This window comes from Geobacillus sp. CCR (genome assembly GCF_052906625.1).
This window is the reverse complement of the sequence record NZ_JBREBQ010000004.1, coordinates 25,103-43,523: the sequence shown is the minus strand read 5'-3', so window position 1 is coordinate 43,523 and position 18,421 is coordinate 25,103. Positions and strand designations below refer to the sequence as shown.

Sequence of the window (18,421 nt, the reverse complement as noted above, 5' to 3'; positions counted from 1 at the left end):
AGGGGAAGGGACTATGTTTCCAAAACGGCAAGGGATTATCGTTTGGCTTCATTCGCTGAAATATGGGAAACAGTTGCGCAAGTTCGGCAACATTCATTACATTTCCAAACGGCTGAAGTATGCTGTTCTGTATTGTGATATGGAGCAAGTCGACCATGTAATGAAAAAGCTCGCCTCGCTTCCGTTCGTCAAGCGGGTCGAGCCGTCGTACCGCCCATTTTTAAAACTGGAATTTGAATCGAAAGGGGAGAAGGAAAAAGACTCCCCGTATCCGCTTGGATGAAGGAAAACAGCGGGTCGAAAAAAAGCCGGCACCGGCTTTTCGACCCGCTGTTTCTTTGTTTACTGCAACGGCGGGATGAAGCGATTCATCCGCATAATGCCGATCAAATGTTGGTAATATAAATCGGGTTCAGCGAACATCGTCGATGGCTTAACATCAAGGTGAATGACGTCCATGCCCAGCTCCTTTGCGGTTTCCATAAATAGTTCGTACCGTTTGTTTGGCTTGACGGACGGATCGGGAATGCCTTCACGGCAAATGTAAAGTGGTTGGAAATCGCCGGGATCCGTCGGATGAAGGACAACGGCCAAGGAGACGACCGCCTGGCCTTTTTTCACCGTATGAAAGACAAAGAATCCGGACAAACGATGGCGGTTGGCCTTCGCCAATGCAATCAGCTCATATATATCGGAATATCCTTCGCCAAGTTCGATAAATCGTTGGATCATGAATCGTTCCCCCTTGCAAGCATCGTCCACCCTTAACTTTACCGGCCATCCTCGCGAATTGCAATCAAAAAAAACCTTGCGGAAATGAACCCGCAAGGCCCTTTCCAGTTCCTTGCCTCCGCGCAGGGCGGAACAAGGATCGGAAAGAATAAAGAAAAGGGAGAGGAGAAACCGGAGGAAGAACTTATGGGGAAACGTAAGTCTTCTCCGTCACTGGCAACAACGCGTCAAGCGTGTTGCCATTACTCATTATGGACCGTTTGCCGATTTCTATACATGAATGGCGAAAAAATTCCGTAGTTTGACGATCATCAACTTTATGGTAAGATTACCATGAAAACAACGAATCAAATGGATGACAAGGCCACCTTGAAACGGTGAATTGGGTGAAGGCGATGAGAGTCATTTCCGGGACATGCAAAGGACGGCGTCTGCAAGCGGTTCCAGGGATGTCGACGCGGCCGACGACCGATAAAGTCAAAGAAGCGATATTTAATATGATCGGGCCATATTTCTCAGGCGGCAACGGTCTTGATTTGTTTGCTGGCAGCGGCGGCTTGGGCATCGAGGCGCTCAGCCGAGGAATCGAGCGCGTCATTTTCGTCGATCAAGACAGGAAAGCGGTGCAGACGGTCCGAAAAAACGTGGCGGCCTGCGGGCTTGAGAAGCGGGCGGAAATTTACTGCAACGACGCCGAGCGGGCGCTGAAGGCGGTAGCGAAGCGCGGCCTCCGCTTTGCGGTTATTTTCCTTGATCCGCCGTACAAAGAGAAACAGTGGCCGACGTTGCTGTCGTCGATCGCCGGGCGTCAGTTGCTGGAACCGCACGGCGTCGTCGTCGCTGAACACTCGGCGGAGGCGGAGCTGCCGGAGGAGGTCGGCGGCCTGACACGATGGAAGCGGGAAACATACGGTATCACCGGTGTGACGATTTATAGATGGGAAGGGGATGGAAGCGATGGCGAGCATTGCGGTTTGCCCCGGGAGCTTTGACCCTGTGACGTACGGGCATTTGGATATTATTAAACGAGGGGCGAAAGTGTTTGATCAAGTGTATGTGGCGGTGTTGAACAACTCGTCGAAAAAGCCGCTGTTTACTGTCGAGGAGCGGATCGAGCTGCTTCGTGAGGTGACGCGGACGCTTCCGAACGTCCATGTCGAAGCGTTTCACGGCCTGCTTGTTGATTACGCCCGCAGCAAAAAAGCGAATGCCATTTTGCGCGGCTTGCGCGCTGTGTCCGATTTCGAATACGAAATGCAAATTACGTCGATGAACCGCGTTCTTGATGAAAACATTGAAACGTTTTTTATGATGACGAACAGCCAGTATGCGTTTTTAAGCTCGAGCATCGTCAAAGAAGTGGCGAAATACAACGGCGATATTTCCGAGCTCGTGCCCCCGGTTGTTGAGCAGGCGCTGAAGCGGAAATTTGCGTCCACGGCCGCTGATTGACGCTTCCTTATGAAAGCCGCTTAAGCGAACATTGCAGTCGGCGCCGGCCCGGTTTTGCCGTCAAGGGCGGCTCACGGCTGAGACGACGCGAACCGCCCCGATGGCTTTTTGCTGCCAAAAAGCTGGGCGCTCAAGCGTCTTATGAGCGCCCGCGCGATTTACTGACCGCCTTGATGACGAGCCATATATAAAGGCAAAGGAACAACAGTGTCAGGAGCGGCCCGTATTGCTGCAGCAACCGCCAGCCTTCATTCCAAGCGCTGTCTTTTGCGGCGTGAAGAAACGCTGGGATGTGGGTCGGCATCCCGCCGGCTGTTTTGATGTACAACGGTTTCCAAAGCAAGTATGTAAAGGAAGCGGCAAACACTCCGTGCAGCAAGCGCGCGATGAAAAACGGCTGAAAGCGGATGTTCGCTTCGGCGAGAATGCTGGCGACTTGCGCTTGGACGGAAAAACCGCCAAAAGCGAGGACGAAGCTTGTTGCCACTGCTTTTTCCATCAGCATCGCCTCATCGGTCTGACTGATCATTTGGCTGCCGAGTGTAATTTCAAACAAGCCGGAAAACACTGGGATGTCAAGCTGCTCCGGCAGCTGGGCAAGGCGGAGCAGATGGCGCAGCAATGGGGCAAGCTGTTCGGTCAAATGCATCATATACAGAAGTTTATTCATAACCGAAAAGAGAATAATAAAACCGCCGATCATTAACAGTGTTTGGACAGAAGAGCGCACGGCGTCGCCAAGAAGTTTGCCAAGCGGCTGTTCGTTTTTCAGTCGCGTGCGGTGCAGTGTGCGCAGCGCATACGGGAGCGAAAATGAGCGTGGCTGCCGCTTCGATTGCCTCCGTTCTTTTCGGATGCCGTGAAAGCGCATGATCAGCCCAACGCTAATGTTTCCTAAATAGTGGGAAACGGCCAGCACAAGGCCGAGTTGCGGGTTGTTGAAAAATCCCGCTGATACAGCTCCAAAAATAAAAAGTGGGTTGGATGAATTGGTGAACGACGAGAGCCGTTCGGCTTCAATCGTCGTCAGCTGTTTTTCCTGGTACAGGCGGGCGGTCAGCTTGGCTCCAGACGGGTAGCCGGACGCCATTCCCATGGCCCAGGCGAATCCGCCGACGCCCGGGACGCGAAACAACGGGCGCATGAGCGGCTCGAGCAAGACGCCAAGGAAGCTGACGACGCCGAAGCTGATGAGCAGCTCCGAGACGATAAAAAACGGCAAAAGCGATGGAAAGACGACCTCCCACCACATATTTAAACCGCGAATGGACGCTTCAAGCGACTGTTTTGGATAGCAAATGAGCGAAAACGCAAACAAGGTGGCGGCGGAAGCGAGCAATACGGTTTTCCATTTCGCCCCCCAATTTTGTTTCACTTTTCCCCCCCCTTTTTTTGCCGTGCGGTTTCTTGTAGTACAACCTCATATAACCTAATATACGAGCATAGGGGGGCGTTTTAGACCATAAGATGAAAGCGGATAGCGCTGCGACAAAGGGGGGAGGAGGCGTGCCGCCAAAAGTCGGATTGGCGCTCGGGTCGGGAGGAGCGCGCGGGTTCGCCCATCTTGGGGTATTGAAAGTGCTCGAGGAGGAGCATATTCCGATTTCCTATTTGGCCGGCAGCAGCATCGGCGCGCTCGTCGCCGTCCTTTACGCAAGCGGCCATGGCCTCCATCGTCTCTATCGGTTGGCTCAATCGTTTCGACGCAACGATTTTCTTGACTGGACGGTGCCGAAAATGGGACTGATCGCTGGCGAGCGCATCACGCAGTTTATTCGCTTGTTGACGAAAGGGAAACGAATCGAGGAGATGTCCCCGCCTGTGGCTGTTGTCGCCGCTGATTTGCAGACAGGGGAGAAAGTCGTGTTTCGGCAAGGGGAAGCAGCCCAGGCGGTGCGGGCGAGCATCTCGATTCCTGGCATTTTTGTGCCGGCGGAGGTGAATGGCAGACTGCTTGTCGACGGCGGCGTCGTTGACCGGGTGCCAGTGTCGGTCGTCCGAGCGATGGGAGCGGATATTGTCATCGCCGTCGATGTCTCTCCGCTCAACACAAAGGCGGAAATTGCGTCGATCGCCGATGTCATTTGGCAGAGTCTCGATATTTTGCAAGCGGAACTGGTAGCTCACCGTCAGCTCGCCTCAGACGTTATGATCCGGCCGCGAGTCGAACAGTATAGCTCGCGGGCGTTCAAGGATATTGAGGAAATCATCGCTCGCGGGGAAGAGGAGGCGCGGAAGCAAGTGGGAGCGATCCGTCAAGCGATCGAACAGTGGAAGGAGCCATCACACGAATGAAAAAACGGACGTATATTGCCCTGTTTTTCTTTGGCGCCGCCCTCACCTTTCTGCTTATTTTTATGAAGCTGCCGTATTATGTGACGATGCCGGGAAGCGCGCAAAGTTTAAAGCCGCTCGTTCACGTGGAAAACGGCGACCGCGATAAGGGAACGTTTATGCTTACGACGGTGCGGATGGGGCGGGCGAATGTGATAGCGTATTTGTTTGCCCATATCCGCCCTTTTTATGAGCTTCATCCGGTCGAGGAAATCAAGCAGGAAGGGGAGAGCGACAAGGAATATACGATGCGCCAGCTTGAGCTCATGGAACAGTCGAAGGAAGCGGCGATCGTCGTCGCTTATCGCCACGCCGGAAAGCCGGTGTCGTATGAACCTCATGGCGTTTATGTCATGAGCGTCCTCCCTGATATGCCGGCCGCCGGCCGTCTAGAGACCGGCGATCGCATCGTCGCGATCGACGGAAAGCCGCTCGGCACATCGGAGCAGATGGTCAACTACATTCGCGGAAAACAAGCGGGTGATCGCGTCCGCGTCGCATTCATTCGCGGCCGGAAGCGGCAGGAAACAGAGCTCGAGCTGAAGCCGTTTCGACAGCACCCGAACCAAGTCGGCCTTGGGGTGACACTCATGACCGATTATGACGTCCGCACCGACCCGCCGGTTGACGTGGAGTCGGAACAAATCGGCGGACCGTCGGCTGGGCTCATGTTTTCACTTGAAATTTACAACCAACTTGTCGATGAAGATATTACAAAAGGTCATAAAATCGCTGGCACCGGAACGATTGATCTTGACGGAAACGTCGGGCCGATCGGCGGTGTTTCGCAAAAAGTCGTGGCCGCTGACCGCGAAGGAGCCGAGGTGTTTTTCGCCCCGAACGAACATGGTGCGCCGACGTCGAACTATCGCGAGGCGGTGCGGACGGCGAAAAAAATCGGGACGCATATGAAAATCGTCCCGGTCGATACGTTCGACGAGGCAGTTCGTTATTTGCGTTCGATGCCGGAAGCGTAAATCGGCGCCGTGGCGTATTCTTCTTTCAGCGCGGCGCTGTAGAGCGGCTCCGGAAAAGCGGCGGCGTACACAGCTGCCGCTCTTTTTTCTTGCTCATAAAGAGAGTCGCCGTTGAGTTTGGATGCTCTGGCGACGAGCGGGAGCGCAGCGCTTTTTTTCACCTGCTTTAAGTAGCGGCGGCCGGCTTCACTCATGCCGAGCAGCCGGATATAGGTCGGGTTGGCCGCTTTGGCTTGCTCCTCCTTTGTGAAATTTGTCAACACATGCGCACATAGGCGTTGCAGCCTTGTCCAGGTGTATCGCTTCGTTTTGACGGCGGCAATGAAGGCGGCAAACGTTTCGGCGTGGGCGATGTGTTGCTTCAGCCGGTGTTCGATCCCTTCCTCCACGCCGGCGATGCGGCGCAAGTCGGCCTCTGTGGCGGTCAACAGCCGATATTTTAGGAGCGGAAAATACACTTCCCAATCGTGAAAGCGCCCGTATGTCTCCCGATATTGGCGGAGTTGTTCGAGCGTAGCGGGCGGAACGTACGCCGCGATCGACTCGAGACGACCGGTTTGTCGCAATGTTTTCCGCAGGCTGGTGGCGCTCGCAATCGACGGGTGGGAAAATGATTCGTCATGATAGCCGGCGGCCAGCCGCGGAATCGTGCGCGGCATCATCGCCAGCTTGTTTTGCCAAATGGCTTTCACATACGCAAAACCAAGCACGTTGTTTGGCTTGGACAAATCAAGCGGAGCGGCGCCGAACGTTTGCCACGCTTCAGCGGCGGCTTTCGGAAAGCTTTGTCCGCGCGCCAGCCCGGTGCGGATGAGGGAATCGAACGTTTCCTTCTGTTCAAGCCATGTTTTGGCCGCGGATAAAAAAGCGGAAATTTCCCCCGATTCGCTGCCAAAGCAAAGCTCTTGGCAGCCGATCGCCGCAAGCAGCTGCACCGCCCCATGTGCGAACTGTTCAGCCGCTTGCACAGCGAAGGCGTACGGCAGCTCGATGACCACATCTACGCCGGCGGCGAGCGCCATTTTTGCCCGCGCCCATTTGGAGACGATGGCCGGCTCACCGCGCTGCAAGAAGTTTCCGCTCATGACGGCGATCAAACAGTCCGCATCTGTCTTTTGTCTCGTTTCGTTCAAATGGTGGAAATGACCGTTGTGAAACGGGTTGTATTCCACGATCACGCCGACGGCTTTCACCTTTTTTCGCTCCTTTCATGGCGATTCGCGCGGCTTGGCCGCAACGAAATGGCTGTCTATTCTATCTGAACTTAGTATGGAATAGAAAGCGGCGAAGATCAACGGCAACATGCGGTGAGGACAGCAAAAGAAACGAAGCGGTCGACCGTTTTCCGATGTCCGCGCGCCGACCGTGCATGTTCAAAATGGCATTTGGAAATGATGGGAGTATGCCGTTCTTTTCCCAAGGAATGAGTGGTTGTAAAGAAAAAACATTGACAAAACTAGAAACGAAACGTATAATTTTATTCGTTGCCTTGAGGTGATGATATGAAATGGACGGTCCAACAGCTTCGCCGTTTTCAACATAAGGAAATGGCGATTGATGAGACGGTCGATGTGTCCGATTTAAAACAAATTGACACGTTGATCCGCGATATTTCACCGGTGCACGTCCGAGGAAAAGCGGATGTCGGGTCGACAAAATTCACGTTTCATTTGACGTTGTCCGGAACGATGGTGTTGCCTTGTTCGCGGACGCTTGTCGATGTGACGTATCCGTTTTCCATTCAGACGACGGAGACGTTTTTTGCGGATGGCAGCGGCATCGTGAAGACCGATGAGGACACCCATATGGTGGCGGGGGACACGATTGATTTGAATCCCATCATCCGCGAGTTGATTTTGCTTGAAATCCCGTTGCAGCTGATCGCCGAAGGACCGGTTGCCGGCGGAGCGCCGCAACATGGGGAAGGATGGGACGTTCTGTCGGAAGAAGAATGGGAGAAAGCGATGCAAGAGCGGGAAAAGAAAGTAGATCCTCGCCTTGCAGGGCTGGCCAAGTTTTTCGAGGAAAAACGAGAGGAATGATCGTGAGTCGGCGTTGCCGGCCGATGGCGCCGAATATTGCGCACCGTCCGGCAGCCGCCTTGTGTGCCGGCGGATGGCGGCCTCGAGGTTGACTGATTCGCCGGCATGGATATGCCAAAATGCGCCCGACAAGGAGGTGGGAATGATGGCAGTACCTTTTAGAAGAACATCGAAAACGAGAAAACGGCTGCGCCGCACACACTTTAAACTGCAAGTGCCAGGCATGGTGCAATGCCCGAACTGCGGAGAATGGAAATTGGCGCACCGCGTCTGCAAAGCATGCGGAACATACAAAGGAAGAGATGTCGTCAACAAATAATGGCCGACATCGAACGACAGGCTGTCCGAAAAGAGGACAGCCTTTTTGATTGTCTGCAAAAAATCAACGCTGTTCGTCTAGGCGGCAGTTTTTTTCGTCGTGAGGCAGGAAATTGAAGAGAACGCACCCAATTCATTGATGTGATGAAGAAAGGAGAGACGTGCTGATGGAAGCAATGTTGGAGCATCATGACGGCATTGCACTGTTTACGATTTGCCGTCCAGAGAAACGGAATGCGATCAATTTTGCCGTGATGGGGGCGCTTGAGGAGGCGATGGAACAGGCGGCGGCTGATCCACAGGTGAAAGTGTTCGCCATTACCGGCGCCGGCAGCGAGGCGTTTTGCTCCGGCGGCGATTTAAGTGAGTTTGGGCATTTGCGCGGCACGGAGGCAAGACAGATGCTCATGCGCATGGGAGAGCTGCTGTACAGGCTGCTGACGTTTCCGAAGCCGACGGCCGCCCTTGTCAACGGAACAGCGATGGGGGGCGGCTGCGAGCTGGCGACCGCTTGCGATTTTCGCTTTGCCAAAGAAGGAAGCCGGATCGGATTTGTGCAAGGTCGACTTGGCATTACGACCGGCTGGGGAGGAGCTTCGATGCTGTTTGCCAAACTTCCGTACGGGCGGGCGCTTGATGTATTGCTGCGCGCCGAGCCGATGACGGCGGAGGCGATGGAAGCGTGCGGTTGGGTTGACGCCATCCTACCAGCCGAACATTGGCACGAACAATGGCGTGAACGGCTGGCGCCTTATGCGGAGCGGTCGCTTTCCGTCTTGCAGGCATATAAGGCCGCAGCCGGCGAAAAATGGCGAACAGCTTGGTTTCGAGAGCGGTTTTTCGCCGAGATCGCCCGTTGCGCCGAGCTGTGGGGGTCGGCTGAACATGAACAGGCATTGCGTCCTTTTTTGTGTAAGAAGTAATTTTTTCCTTCTACCGTTTCTACTAGCCGCATACATATAATGACAAAGCGGCGATAAGGGGGGAAGGGGATGACGGGAGTACGTCAAGATGCATGGACGAAAGAAGAGGATGAGTTGTTGGCGAATGTTGTGCTTCAGTATATTCGCGAAGGCGGCACCCAGCTGGAGGCGTTTGCCGAAGTCGGGCGGCGCTTGTCGCGGACGGCGGCAGCGTGCGGATTTCGCTGGAATTCGTGCGTTCGCAAGCAGTACAAGGAGGAGATCGAGCAAGCCAAGCAAGAACGGAAGATGCGAAAAAAAGAAACCCCATCAACAAAGGAAAGCGAGGGGCAGGAGAAGGTGGAAGCGGCAGTCAAAAGCCATTTGTCATGGGCGGAAGTGCTGGCCTTTTTGCAAGCTGAGGAGCAAAAGGCGCGCGACGCTCGACGGACGGCCGATGAAAACCGGGCGCTCAAAAACGATATGGAGCAGCTGCAGCAAATGGTAACGAAGTTGCAAATGGAAAAAGAATCGCTGCAAAAACAACTAGCTGCGATCCAGGAGGAGTATAAAACGCTGCTTTCCATTATGGAGCGGGCGCGCAAAATGGTGACAGACAGCGGGAAACCGGCGCCGAATGCAGTGGCTGAAGGCGTCGACGAAGGGTAAAGGCTGGCTTTTCGCCGGCTTTTTTTCTTAACGGAAGAAGAAGATCTCTGCTAAAATAAGGCTAACGCCATGTTGCAAGAAAGCGGGGGAGAAGGATTGAACATTGGGATTGTCGGCGGCGGAGCAGTCGGATTGCTGCTCGCCGCTTATCTTGGGCGGCGCCATGGGGTGACGGTCTATACGAGGCGTCCGTCCCAAGCAAGGCAGCTTGCCGAGCATGGTGTGGCGCTAAAAAAAGATGGCGAGACATCGGTCGTGGCGGTGCGCGCGCAGCCGTTTGCTGGAGCGGAGCTGGACGAGCCGCTCGTGTTTGTGACCGTCAAACAGTACGATCTCGCTTCCGTCTGTGCGCAAATCGACGCGTTTCGCCGCGTTCGCACGCTCGTTTTTTTGCAAAACGGCATGGGACATCTCGAGCAGTTGACGATGTTTGCCGACAAAAATGTCCTCGTCGGCGTCGTGGAGCATGGCGCAATGAAGCTAGATGACCGGACGGTGGCGCATACGGGCGCCGGAAAGCTGACACTTGCTTCCCGCTACGGTTCACTTGGCGACGCCCGGGAGCTTCGGGAAGGGGAGCGCGGCTTTCCGATCGAATGGGCCGATGATTGGGAGCGCATTCTTGTGGACAAGCTTGTCGTCAACGCCGTCATCAATCCGCTCACCGCTCTATTGCAAGTGAAAAACGGGGCGCTGCTAGAAACGGCTCCGTACCGCGATATGATGAGGCAGCTGTTTGATGAGGTGCGGAACGTGCTGCCGCTTGAAGACGCCAATCGGGCGTGGGAGCGCGTCGTCCGCATATGCCAAAAAACAGCGGACAACTATTCGTCGATGTATATGGACTTGGCGAACGGGCGCCGGACGGAGATTGACGCCATTTTGGGCTATGTGTTGAAACAAGGGGAGGCGCGCGGCGCTATGCTGCCGGTCGTCCGCTTTGTCTTTTGCGCGGTGAAAGGGAAGGAAGGGAGAGAGACGGATGGGTGATTGGCTCGCTTCAACGCTGGCGACGTTTGTGACCGCGCCGCTTCTGCTGTTTTTGCTCGTCTACTTCGGAGCACGCTTGGTCGGCAGGCGGAGGCGGGCAGCGTTTTACGCCGCGGTCAACGCTGCGACTGTTTTTTTCATCGCCGCTGTCTATTTTTTGCTGACAGTGCTGTTTGGGAAATCGTACTTCGTTCCTCTTCTTCTCTTTTTGTTTGGTCTGCACGCGGCGATCGCGCTTGGCTATTGGCGGAAAAAGGCGGACTTTCGGTTGCGGACGGTGTTCCGCGTCTTTTGGCGGGCGAGTTTTCTCATTTTTGCCTCCCTTTACGCCGGGCTGCTTGTATACGGAATGGCCATTCGCGTTGCGATGAGCCTTTAGTGTGGCCGAGCAAGCCTTTTTTCTCTTGGCAATAAACGTGCTATACTCATGAAAGAATACATAAGAAAGGGAGTTTTTAGCCATGGAAGTTCGCGAAATTCCGTTGCCAGCAGCGACGAAATTGGCGGCTGATTACATAACCGGCGCGTTTCCAGCAGAGAGCGGCTTCGCTTATGCCCAGGCGGACGATGAAGCGTTTTGTCGGCGGTTGGCCTATTTGCAAGGAAGAACCTATGACCGAGAAGGGCTTGCCGACTATTTGCGTGCTTATCACCGGCGCTTCTCGGCGAGTGTGGCTACGATGGCAAACATTGAGAAACTGCGCAATGAGCGAAGCGTCGTCATTGTCGGCGGGCAGCAAGCCGGGCTGTTGACTGGGCCGCTGTATACGATTTATAAGATCATCACCATCATCCAGCTTGCCAAAGAGCAGGAACGAAAATTGGGCGTGCCGGTCGTGCCGCTGTTTTGGATCGCCGGCGAAGATCATGACATCGCGGAAATCGATCATGTCTATGTCGTTGAGGAAGGAGAAGTAAAAAAAGCAGCGTACCCACACAAAACGAACGAAAAACGGATGGCCGCCGATGTGCTGCTGGACCGGATGGCTGCGAAAGAGTGGATCGAGCGCGTCGTCAAAACATATGGGGAAACGGACGTGACGAATGAGCTGCTCTTCTTTTTGTCATCGTGTCTTGATGAGGCGCGCACGTTTGTCGACTTTTTTGCCGCCATTGTGCTCCGGTTGTTCGCTGATCACGGTTTAGTTGTTTTGAACGCTGGCGATGCGGCGGTGCGGCCGCTTGAGCGCCGCTTTTTCGCTGCGCTCATTGAACGCCATCGCGATGTGACGGCCGCGGTGCTCGCTCAGCAAGAGGCGTTGCGCACGCTCGGATATGCGCCGCTGATTGAAATCGGTCGTGACGCGGCCAACTTGTTTTATTACGACGGCCGTGAACGTTCGCTTTTGCAGTATGATGAGGAACGCGGCCTGTTTCACAATAAAGCGGGAACTCTCGTTTGGACAAGAGAAGAGCTGCTTGAGCTTGCCGAAACGAATCCGGCCCGTTTAAGCAACAATGTCGTCACCCGTCCGCTCATGCAAGAGCATTTGCTGCCGACGCTCGCTTTCGTTGCCGGACCGGGGGAGATCGCTTATTGGGCGGAATTGAAAGAGGCGTTCCCGCTTTTCGACCTAGAAATGCCTCCAGTCGTGCCGCGTCTGCAGGCGACGATTGTCAGCCGTTCGCTGCAAACCGACCTGTCCGATATCGGCCTTGAGGTGGCTGATGTATTGACTGGGCGGCTCGATGAAGCAAAGCGGGAGTGGCGGGAGGCGACCGCTCAAGCGCCGCTTGCTTCGGCGTTTGCCAAAGCGAAGGCGGACATTGACGCGGCGCACCGGCCGCTTCGTGAGCTTGGGGTGGCGATTGACCGCGGATTGGAGGGATTGGTGGCGAAAAATGCCGCCATCCTTCAGGCGCAAATCGAGTTTCTTCAGCACGCGCTCGAGCGGGCGCTGTTGCGCAAACATGAGACGGAGTGGCGGAAATTTTGGCGCATCGAGACGTCGCTTCGGCCGAACGGCGCGCTCCAGGAGCGGGTTTGGAACGTGTTTTATTACATCAACCGCTACGGATTTGATTTTGTAGAAAAACTTTTGGCCATTCGCAGTCCTGGCAATGGAATGCATAAAATTGTATATATGTGAGGCTTTTTCAAAGAAAAAGTCGAAAAGAAACATCCTGCTTTGAGCAGGATTTTCTTTTTTGTGAAATGAATTGTAAAAAAACAACATTCATTAAATGGAAATAAAAGTAAAGGGGTGAAGCCGCCAGGATGGCTGTGATTGGCCCGTCCGACAAAAAGAAACAAAAAAGGACGTTTTTTTACAAAAAAAGCTAAAATTTTGTCCATCTTTGCGATATAATAAGGAGGCGGCCACTGGCCGATGTGAGTGTGGCTTTACGCAACGAAGGTGGTGGACATGTGTTTCAACATACAACAGTGTTGCTGAAAGAGGCAGTCGATGGGCTGAACATCCGCCCTGACGGCATTTACGTCGATTGTACGCTGGGCAGCGGCGGCCATAGCGAATATTTGCTCTCCCGTTTGTCGGAACATGGGAAGCTGTTTGCCTTTGACCAAGACGAAGCCGCCATCATGCATGCGCGCGAACGGCTCGCCCGCTACGGCCGGCAAGTGCAGTTTGTGCACCGGAACTTCCGGTTTTTGCAAGAGGAGCTTTCGGCGCTTGGCGTCAAGTCCGTCGACGGCGTCTTGTTTGATTTGGGTGTTTCTTCACCGCAGCTTGACGAACCCGAGCGCGGCTTCAGTTATCAGCACGATGCGCCGCTTGATATGCGGATGAACCGCAAGCAGCGGCTGACGGCGGCGGAGATTGTCAACTGCTGGCCATACGAGGAGCTCGTCCGCATCTTTTTCCGTTACGGCGAAGAGAGGTTTTCGAAGCAAGTGGCGCGCAAAATCGAGGAAGTGCGCCGCACGAGGCCGATTAAAACGACGGGGGAGCTCGTTGATGTGATCAAGGCGGCGATTCCCGCCCCGGCTCGCCGCAGCGGCGGACACCCGGCCAAACGCATTTTTCAGGCGCTCCGCATCGCGGTCAACGACGAACTTGAGGCGTTTCGCGAGGCGCTCGAGCAGGCGATCGAACTGCTTGCACCCGGTGGACGGGTGAGCGTCATTACGTTTCATTCGCTTGAAGATCGCATTTGCAAAGAAACGTTTAAAAAGGCGAGCGAAAGTCCGCCATTGCCTCCGGGGCTTCCGGTTCTCCCCGACGACTACCGCCCCGTGCTGAAAATCATTACAAAAAAACCGATCGTTCCTTCCGAGGAAGAGCTCGAACGAAACCACCGCGCCCGTTCGGCCAAACTCCGCATTGCCGAAAAGCTGTAGATGACGAAAATAGCGGGGAAACACAACCAATTTCAATGTGGGCGCCGCCCATTGCGGCGAAAAACGAATGCATGGAGAAACAGGAGGGGAAAAATGTGAACGATGCAGCAGTCAAAGTCGCGCGTGAACAACGACATCCGGCGGCACCGCCAAGCCCGAAGACGCGGCGGAAGCAGCGCTTTCGCCTGTCGCTGGCTGAAAAGATGCTATTTGTGTTGTTTTTCTTGTTTGTCTTCTATGCGGCGGTTCATATCGTCTCGAACCAAGTGCGCATTTACGAATTGAACAAAGGGGTGCAAAAGCTCGAGGCGTCGATTGACGAGCAGAAAAAGGAGAACAATGACCTATATGTCGAGGTGCAACGGCTGAGCGCGTACGAACGCATTTTGCAAAAGGCAAAAGAGCTCGGTTTGTCGCTCAACGAAAACCATGTGAAAGTTGTGCAGGAATGATCGGCGATGGAGGCAAGAAAGCATCGCAACACCCATCAGGGAGCGTTCATCCTGTTTTGCCTGTTCGGCTTTCTCTTTTCTCTGTTGTTCGCCCGCTTTGTGCAGCTTGAATGGACCGGCAAAGCGGACGGCCAAACGCTGGCTGTGATCGCGGAGCGGCAGCATCAACAAACGCGGACGATCAAGGCGAAGCGCGGAACGATTTTCGACCGCAACGGCGCCATTTTGGCTGAAGATGTACCGTCGTATACGGTTGTGGCCATTTTGGATCCGAAGATGACAACCGATCCAGATCATCCGCACCATGTGGTCGATCCGAAAAAAACAGCGGAACAACTCGCCCCGTTGCTTGGCATGGACGTCGAGGCGATGGAACGCATTTTGACCAAAAAAGCGAAGCAAGTCGAGTTTGGGGCCTACGGCCGCAACATCAGTTTTGAGCTGAAGCGAAAAATCGAAGCGCTCCATTTGCCAGGCATCGCTTTCATCCGCGACACGAGCCGGTTTTATCCGAACGGCATGTTTGCGTCGCACGTCATCGGCTATGCGCAAAAAAATGCAGCCAACGAAACGGTCGGCAAAATGGGAGTGGAAAAAGAGCTTGACCGGTATTTGCGTGAAGAAGACGGCTATGTGTCGTTTGCCGGCGACATAAACGGCTTCCGCCTCCCCGGGGGGAAAGAGCGCATTGTCAAGCCGGACAATGGGGCAAACGTCTATTTGACGATTGACGGAAAGATTCAATCGTTTTTGGAAGATGCGATGAACAGCGTCGAGAAGCAATACAAGCCGAAAAAAATGATCGCCATCGTCGCTGATCCAAAAACAGGGAAAATTTTGGCGATGGCGACGCGTCCGAGCTTTGACCCAAACAAGCGTGATATTACGAACTTTTTAAATGACGCCATTTCCTATCCGTATGAGCCGGGATCGACGATGAAAGTGTTCACGCTCGCGGCGGCCATCAACGAAGGAGTGTATAACGGCAACGAAACGTATCGCTCCGGTTCCTACAAAGTGGGGCCGAACACCATCCGCGACCATAACGATGTCGGTTGGGGGACGATTACGTTCAATGAAGGGGTGCAGCGCTCTTCGAACGTCGCTTTTTCCATTTTGGTGAAAGAAAAGCTCGGGGAAGACCGGTTTTTGCAGTATTTGCATCGTTTCCATTTTGACCGGAAAACGGGCATCGATTTGCCGAACGAAGCGGTCGGACAAATCCGCTATCGCTACCCGATTGAACGAATTACGACCGGATTCGGCCAAGGGACATCGGTGACGCCAATCCAGCAAATCCAAGCGGCGACGGCGATCGCCAACGATGGGAAAATGATGAAGCCGTATGTCATCGAGAAAGTCGTCGACCCAGACAGCGGCAAAGTCGTGCTCGATCATGGGCCGACCGTGGTCGGCGAGCCGATTACGGCGGAAACCGCGCGCAAAGTGCGCGCCATTTTAGAGACGGTCGTCACGTCCGAGCACGGCACCGGCCGCCCGTACCAAATTGACGGCTACCGCGTCGCCGGCAAAACGGGGACGGCGCAAATTCCATCCGCTTCCGGCGGCTATTTGACCGGACGGGAAAATTATATTTTCTCGTTTTTAGGCATGGCGCCGACGGATGATCCGCGCCTTCTCATGTATGTAGCTGTTCAGCAGCCGCGGTTGGATGTGACGGAAACCGGAGCGGCGCCTGTTTCGCAAATTTTTACAACGGTGATGAAAAGCAGTTTGCAATATTTGCATATTGAACCGAACGGGGAAAAACGAATGAAAGCAAAGACTGCCCAACCGCAGGCGCTTGATTCATGGATCGGCCAGCCGGCGGCTTCGGCAGCAGAGCAGCTGAAGGAAAAGGGATATGTGCCGGTCGTGATCGGCCGCGGCAAATATGTTGAGCAGCAGCTTCCGCAAGGCGGCGATCACGTTCTTTTGGGCGAACGGGTCGTGTTGAAAACGGACGGGGCGGCAACGATGCCGGATTTGCGCGGCTTCTCGCTGCGCGACGCTATGAAAGTGGCTCATATACTCGGCTTGCGGCCGAGCACGAAAGGGACCGGCTATGTCGTCAGCCAAAACATTCGTCCGGGAGCGGAGGTGCGCAAAGGCGATTATTTAATTGTTGAATTGGCTCCGCCGCGCCAATGGGAGAAAGAGGCGGCGGAGAAGGAGAAAGAGGCGGCTTTACGGAAAGAAGCCGAGCCGCATGAATGATTTTTGCCGTTCTATAACGGGGCGTACAAGCATATAGTGGAACGAGCCCACCATGAAGGAGGTTCCGCCATATGCGCGTATCGTACGTTACCGTGCGCAAGCGGTTGACGATCGTGTTTTTGATCGGGATTTTGATCTTTGCCATTATCGATCTCCGTCTCGGCTACGTCCAATTTTGGCTCGGCGATCTATTAGCGGAACGGGCGAAAGGGCTATGGGGCCGGAACATTCCGTTTGAGCCGAAGCGAGGCGAAATTTTGGACCGCAACGGCGTCCCGCTGGCGACGAACATGAGCGCGCCGACGGTGTATGTCATTCCGCGGCAAGTCAAAAACCCGGCAGAGGCGGCGAAAAAGCTGGCCGGGGTGCTGGGTGGTTCGATCGAATCCATCTATAAACAAATCACGCAAAAAACGTCGATCGTCCGCCTGAAAGAAGGGCGGAAAATTTCCGATGAAAAAGCGGCGAATGTGCGCTCCCTCGACTTGGATGGGGTGTATATCGCGGAAGATACGAAGCGCTACTATCCGTTTGGCAGCTATTTGTCGCACGTGCTCGGCTTCACCGGCATTGACAACCAAGGGCTCACCGGGTTGGAGCTGTATTATGACAAGGAACTGAGGGGCGAGCGCGGCTCCGTGCAGTTTTATTCCGATGCGAAAGGGCGGCGCATGCCCGATATCGCTGATGACTATACGCCGCCGACTGACGGCTTGAATTTGGTGTTGACGATCGATTCGCGCATTCAGACGATCATTGAGCGCGAACTTGACATCGCGGAGGCGAAATACAATCCGGACGGCATCATCGCGATCGCCATGGACCCGAACACCGGTGAAATTTTGGCGATGGCGAGCCGGCCGACGTTCAATCCAGCGGATTACCGGAGCGTTCCTCCGGAAATTTACAACCGCAACTTGCCGATTTGGAGCACGTACGAACCGGGATCGACGTTTAAAATCATTACGCTGGCCGCAGCGCTTGAGGAACATAAGGTGAATTTGCTGAAAGACCATTTCTTTGACCCGGGCTACGCCAAAGTAGCCGGCGCTACGCTTCGCTGCTGGAAAAAAGGCGGCCACGGAGATCAGACGTTTTTGGAAGTCGTGCAAAACTCGTGCAACCCGGGGTTTGTCGAGCTTGGCGAGCGGCTTGGAAAGGAGACGTTGTTTCGTTACATTAAGCAATTCGGTTTTGGTGAGAAAACGGGCATCGACTTGCAAGGCGAAGGAACAGGCATTTTGTTTGATTTGAAACGGGTCGGGCCGGTGGAACTGGCAACGACGGCGTTTGGCCAAGGAGTGTCGGTGACGCCGATCCAGCAAGTCGCTGCCGTGTCGGCGGCAATCAATGGCGGCATTTTGTACACTCCGTACATTGCCAAGCAGTGGGTCGACCCGGAAACAGGAGAGATCGTCCGCCGCAACACGCCAAAAGCGAAACGGCGCGTCATTTCCGAGGAAACATCGAAACAAGTCCGTTACGCACTTGAGAGCGTCGTCGCTCAAGGAACAGGGAAAAAGGCGTATGTCGAAGGGTACCGCGTCGGCGGCAAAACGGGAACGGCGCAAAAGGCGCAAGGCGGCCGCTATTTGCAAAACAACCATATCGTTTCGTTCATCGGCTTCGCTCCGGCGGATGACCCGAAGCTTGTCGTGTACGTCGCCGTCGACAACCCGAAAGGAACGGTTCAGTTCGGCGGCACGGTCGCTGCCCCGATTGTAGGAAAAATTATGGAAGATAGTTTGCGCACGTTGGGCGTGAAGCCCCGCAAAGACCAGCTCGAGAAGGAGCGCGACTGGAACGAGCCGAAAGTCATTGAAGTGCCAAACTTGATCGGAATGACAAAAAATGATTTGCAAGAGCAGCTTTTTGACTTAAAATTAGATGTTAGTGGCGAGGGAGATGTCGTTGTTGAACAATCCCCGAAGCCAGGGGCGAAAGTGAAAGAAGGCTCAACGGTCCGCATTTATTTGGCGAAACGCGAAGCGGTAGAAGAACGGTAAGACGAACGTGCAAGGGGCGACCGATGCGA

The 18,421-nt window shown here is 54.5% G+C and carries 19 protein-coding genes; 16 read left to right on the top strand and 3 right to left on the bottom strand.

All coding sequences use genetic code 11. The annotated features are described in order from the left end of the window. The first annotated feature begins 13 nt into the window (after positions 1-13). A complete protein-coding gene (locus ACVBDQ_RS03250; protein ID WP_011230596.1) occupies positions 14-283 on the top strand; it encodes a YlbG family protein in 270 nt (89 codons plus the stop codon). A 59-nt stretch (positions 284-342) separates the two neighbouring features. Here ACVBDQ_RS03250 and ACVBDQ_RS03245 read toward each other — a convergent pair whose 3' ends face one another. Beyond that, complete coding sequence (locus ACVBDQ_RS03245) at positions 343-732, bottom strand: DUF7147 family protein (protein ID WP_011230597.1); 390 nt, start codon at positions 730-732, stop codon at positions 343-345. Between the two features lie 395 nt (positions 733-1,127). Between ACVBDQ_RS03245 and rsmD the strand changes: the two genes are divergently transcribed. Both rsmD and coaD read left to right on the top strand, forming a co-directional pair. Beyond that, positions 1,128-1,724 (top strand): 16S rRNA (guanine(966)-N(2))-methyltransferase RsmD, encoded by a 597-nt coding sequence (gene rsmD / locus ACVBDQ_RS03240; RefSeq protein ID WP_011230598.1) that lies wholly within the window; start codon positions 1,128-1,130, stop codon positions 1,722-1,724. Next, the gene (gene coaD / locus ACVBDQ_RS03235; RefSeq protein ID WP_011230599.1) at positions 1,690-2,184 is read left to right on the top strand and encodes a pantetheine-phosphate adenylyltransferase; all 495 of its coding nucleotides are present in this window, start codon (positions 1,690-1,692) and stop codon (positions 2,182-2,184) included. Before rsmD ends, coaD begins: the two co-directional genes overlap by 35 nt. A 139-nt stretch (positions 2,185-2,323) precedes the next feature. Here the strand turns inward: coaD and ylbJ are convergent, their stop codons facing one another. Further along, positions 2,324-3,559: a sporulation integral membrane protein YlbJ gene (ylbJ, locus tag ACVBDQ_RS03230; RefSeq protein WP_011230600.1), complete on the bottom strand. Its 1,236-nt coding sequence runs from the start codon at positions 3,557-3,559 to the stop codon at positions 2,324-2,326. A 131-nt stretch (positions 3,560-3,690) separates the two neighbouring features. Between ylbJ and ACVBDQ_RS03225 the strand changes: the two genes are divergently transcribed. Together ACVBDQ_RS03225 and ACVBDQ_RS03220 are read left to right on the top strand one after the other, a co-directional pair. Continuing rightward, the gene (locus ACVBDQ_RS03225) at positions 3,691-4,479 is read left to right on the top strand and encodes a patatin-like phospholipase family protein (protein ID WP_011230601.1); all 789 of its coding nucleotides are present in this window, start codon (positions 3,691-3,693) and stop codon (positions 4,477-4,479) included. After that, positions 4,476-5,495 carry a SepM family pheromone-processing serine protease gene (locus ACVBDQ_RS03220; protein ID WP_138187206.1) on the top strand — a complete coding sequence of 340 codons (1,020 nt, stop codon included), beginning with the start codon at positions 4,476-4,478 and terminating at the stop codon, positions 5,493-5,495. Before ACVBDQ_RS03225 ends, ACVBDQ_RS03220 begins: the two co-directional genes overlap by 4 nt. Here the strand turns inward: ACVBDQ_RS03220 and ACVBDQ_RS03215 are convergent. Then, positions 5,468-6,688, bottom strand: a complete 1,221-nt coding sequence (locus ACVBDQ_RS03215; protein WP_138187208.1) for a nucleotidyltransferase — start codon at positions 6,686-6,688, stop codon at positions 5,468-5,470. The two genes, ACVBDQ_RS03220 and ACVBDQ_RS03215, sit on opposite strands and share 28 nt — an antisense overlap. 309 nt (positions 6,689-6,997) lie before the next feature. Here ACVBDQ_RS03215 and ACVBDQ_RS03210 point away from each other — a divergent pair, with 309 nt between their 5' ends. The 11 genes from ACVBDQ_RS03210 to ACVBDQ_RS03160 all read left to right on the top strand — a co-directional run bounded on the left by ACVBDQ_RS03210 (position 6,998) and on the right by ACVBDQ_RS03160 (position 18,392). Further along, entirely contained in the window at positions 6,998-7,537 is a 540-nt protein-coding gene (locus tag ACVBDQ_RS03210) for a YceD family protein (RefSeq protein WP_011230604.1), read from the top strand. 145 nt (positions 7,538-7,682) lie between these two features. Further along, complete coding sequence (gene rpmF / locus ACVBDQ_RS03205) at positions 7,683-7,856, top strand: 50S ribosomal protein L32 (RefSeq protein ID WP_011230605.1); 174 nt, start codon at positions 7,683-7,685, stop codon at positions 7,854-7,856. A gap of 166 nt (positions 7,857-8,022) precedes the next feature. After that, on the top strand, positions 8,023-8,778 hold the full coding sequence (locus ACVBDQ_RS03200) for an enoyl-CoA hydratase/isomerase family protein (RefSeq protein WP_138187210.1): 756 nt from the start codon (positions 8,023-8,025) through the stop codon (positions 8,776-8,778). A gap of 69 nt (positions 8,779-8,847) precedes the next feature. Continuing rightward, positions 8,848-9,426, top strand: a complete 579-nt coding sequence (locus ACVBDQ_RS03195; RefSeq protein ID WP_011230607.1) for an RsfA family transcriptional regulator — start codon at positions 8,848-8,850, stop codon at positions 9,424-9,426. 69 nt (positions 9,427-9,495) lie between these two features. Further along, complete coding sequence (locus ACVBDQ_RS03190; protein ID WP_014195370.1) at positions 9,496-10,416, top strand: 2-dehydropantoate 2-reductase; 921 nt, start codon at positions 9,496-9,498, stop codon at positions 10,414-10,416. Next, positions 10,409-10,795 (top strand): DUF3397 domain-containing protein, encoded by a 387-nt coding sequence (locus ACVBDQ_RS03185; protein WP_011230609.1) that lies wholly within the window; start codon positions 10,409-10,411, stop codon positions 10,793-10,795. The genes ACVBDQ_RS03190 and ACVBDQ_RS03185 overlap by 8 nt, the downstream gene beginning before the upstream one ends. Positions 10,796-10,877: 82 nt before the next feature. Continuing rightward, positions 10,878-12,506, top strand: coding sequence for a bacillithiol biosynthesis cysteine-adding enzyme BshC (gene bshC, locus ACVBDQ_RS03180; protein ID WP_011230610.1), 1,629 nt, complete (start codon positions 10,878-10,880; stop codon positions 12,504-12,506). Between the two features lie 278 nt (positions 12,507-12,784). Beyond that, positions 12,785-13,717: a 16S rRNA (cytosine(1402)-N(4))-methyltransferase RsmH gene (rsmH, locus tag ACVBDQ_RS03175; protein ID WP_011230611.1), complete on the top strand. Its 933-nt coding sequence runs from the start codon at positions 12,785-12,787 to the stop codon at positions 13,715-13,717. Positions 13,718-13,812: 95 nt separating this feature from the next. Then, positions 13,813-14,169: a cell division protein FtsL gene (gene ftsL / locus ACVBDQ_RS03170; RefSeq protein ID WP_011230612.1), complete on the top strand. Its 357-nt coding sequence runs from the start codon at positions 13,813-13,815 to the stop codon at positions 14,167-14,169. Positions 14,170-14,175: 6 nt separating this feature from the next. Then, entirely contained in the window at positions 14,176-16,386 is a 2,211-nt protein-coding gene (locus ACVBDQ_RS03165) for a penicillin-binding protein (protein WP_446663042.1), read from the top strand. A gap of 71 nt (positions 16,387-16,457) precedes the next feature. Continuing rightward, positions 16,458-18,392: a stage V sporulation protein D gene (locus tag ACVBDQ_RS03160; protein ID WP_011230614.1), complete on the top strand. Its 1,935-nt coding sequence runs from the start codon at positions 16,458-16,460 to the stop codon at positions 18,390-18,392. Positions 18,393-18,421: the final 29 nt, after the last annotated feature.

Coding starts and splice junctions, on each gene's coding strand:
- ACVBDQ_RS03250 (WP_011230596.1), top strand. CDS start 14: ATGTTTCCAAAACGGCAAGGGATTATCGTTTGGCTTCATTCGCTGAAA.
- ACVBDQ_RS03245 (WP_011230597.1), bottom strand. CDS start 732: ATGATCCAACGATTTATCGAACTTGGCGAAGGATATTCCGATATATAT.
- rsmD (WP_011230598.1), top strand. CDS start 1,128: ATGAGAGTCATTTCCGGGACATGCAAAGGACGGCGTCTGCAAGCGGTT.
- coaD (WP_011230599.1), top strand. CDS start 1,690: ATGGCGAGCATTGCGGTTTGCCCCGGGAGCTTTGACCCTGTGACGTAC.
- ACVBDQ_RS03220 (WP_138187206.1), top strand. CDS start 4,476: ATGAAAAAACGGACGTATATTGCCCTGTTTTTCTTTGGCGCCGCCCTC.
- ACVBDQ_RS03210 (WP_011230604.1), top strand. CDS start 6,998: ATGAAATGGACGGTCCAACAGCTTCGCCGTTTTCAACATAAGGAAATG.
- rpmF (WP_011230605.1), top strand. CDS start 7,683: ATGGCAGTACCTTTTAGAAGAACATCGAAAACGAGAAAACGGCTGCGC.
- ACVBDQ_RS03200 (WP_138187210.1), top strand. CDS start 8,023: ATGGAAGCAATGTTGGAGCATCATGACGGCATTGCACTGTTTACGATT.
- ACVBDQ_RS03195 (WP_011230607.1), top strand. CDS start 8,848: ATGACGGGAGTACGTCAAGATGCATGGACGAAAGAAGAGGATGAGTTG.
- ACVBDQ_RS03190 (WP_014195370.1), top strand. CDS start 9,496: ATGTTGCAAGAAAGCGGGGGAGAAGGATTGAACATTGGGATTGTCGGC.
- ACVBDQ_RS03185 (WP_011230609.1), top strand. CDS start 10,409: ATGGGTGATTGGCTCGCTTCAACGCTGGCGACGTTTGTGACCGCGCCG.
- bshC (WP_011230610.1), top strand. CDS start 10,878: ATGGAAGTTCGCGAAATTCCGTTGCCAGCAGCGACGAAATTGGCGGCT.
- ACVBDQ_RS03165 (WP_446663042.1), top strand. CDS start 14,176: ATGGAGGCAAGAAAGCATCGCAACACCCATCAGGGAGCGTTCATCCTG.
- ACVBDQ_RS03160 (WP_011230614.1), top strand. CDS start 16,458: ATGCGCGTATCGTACGTTACCGTGCGCAAGCGGTTGACGATCGTGTTT.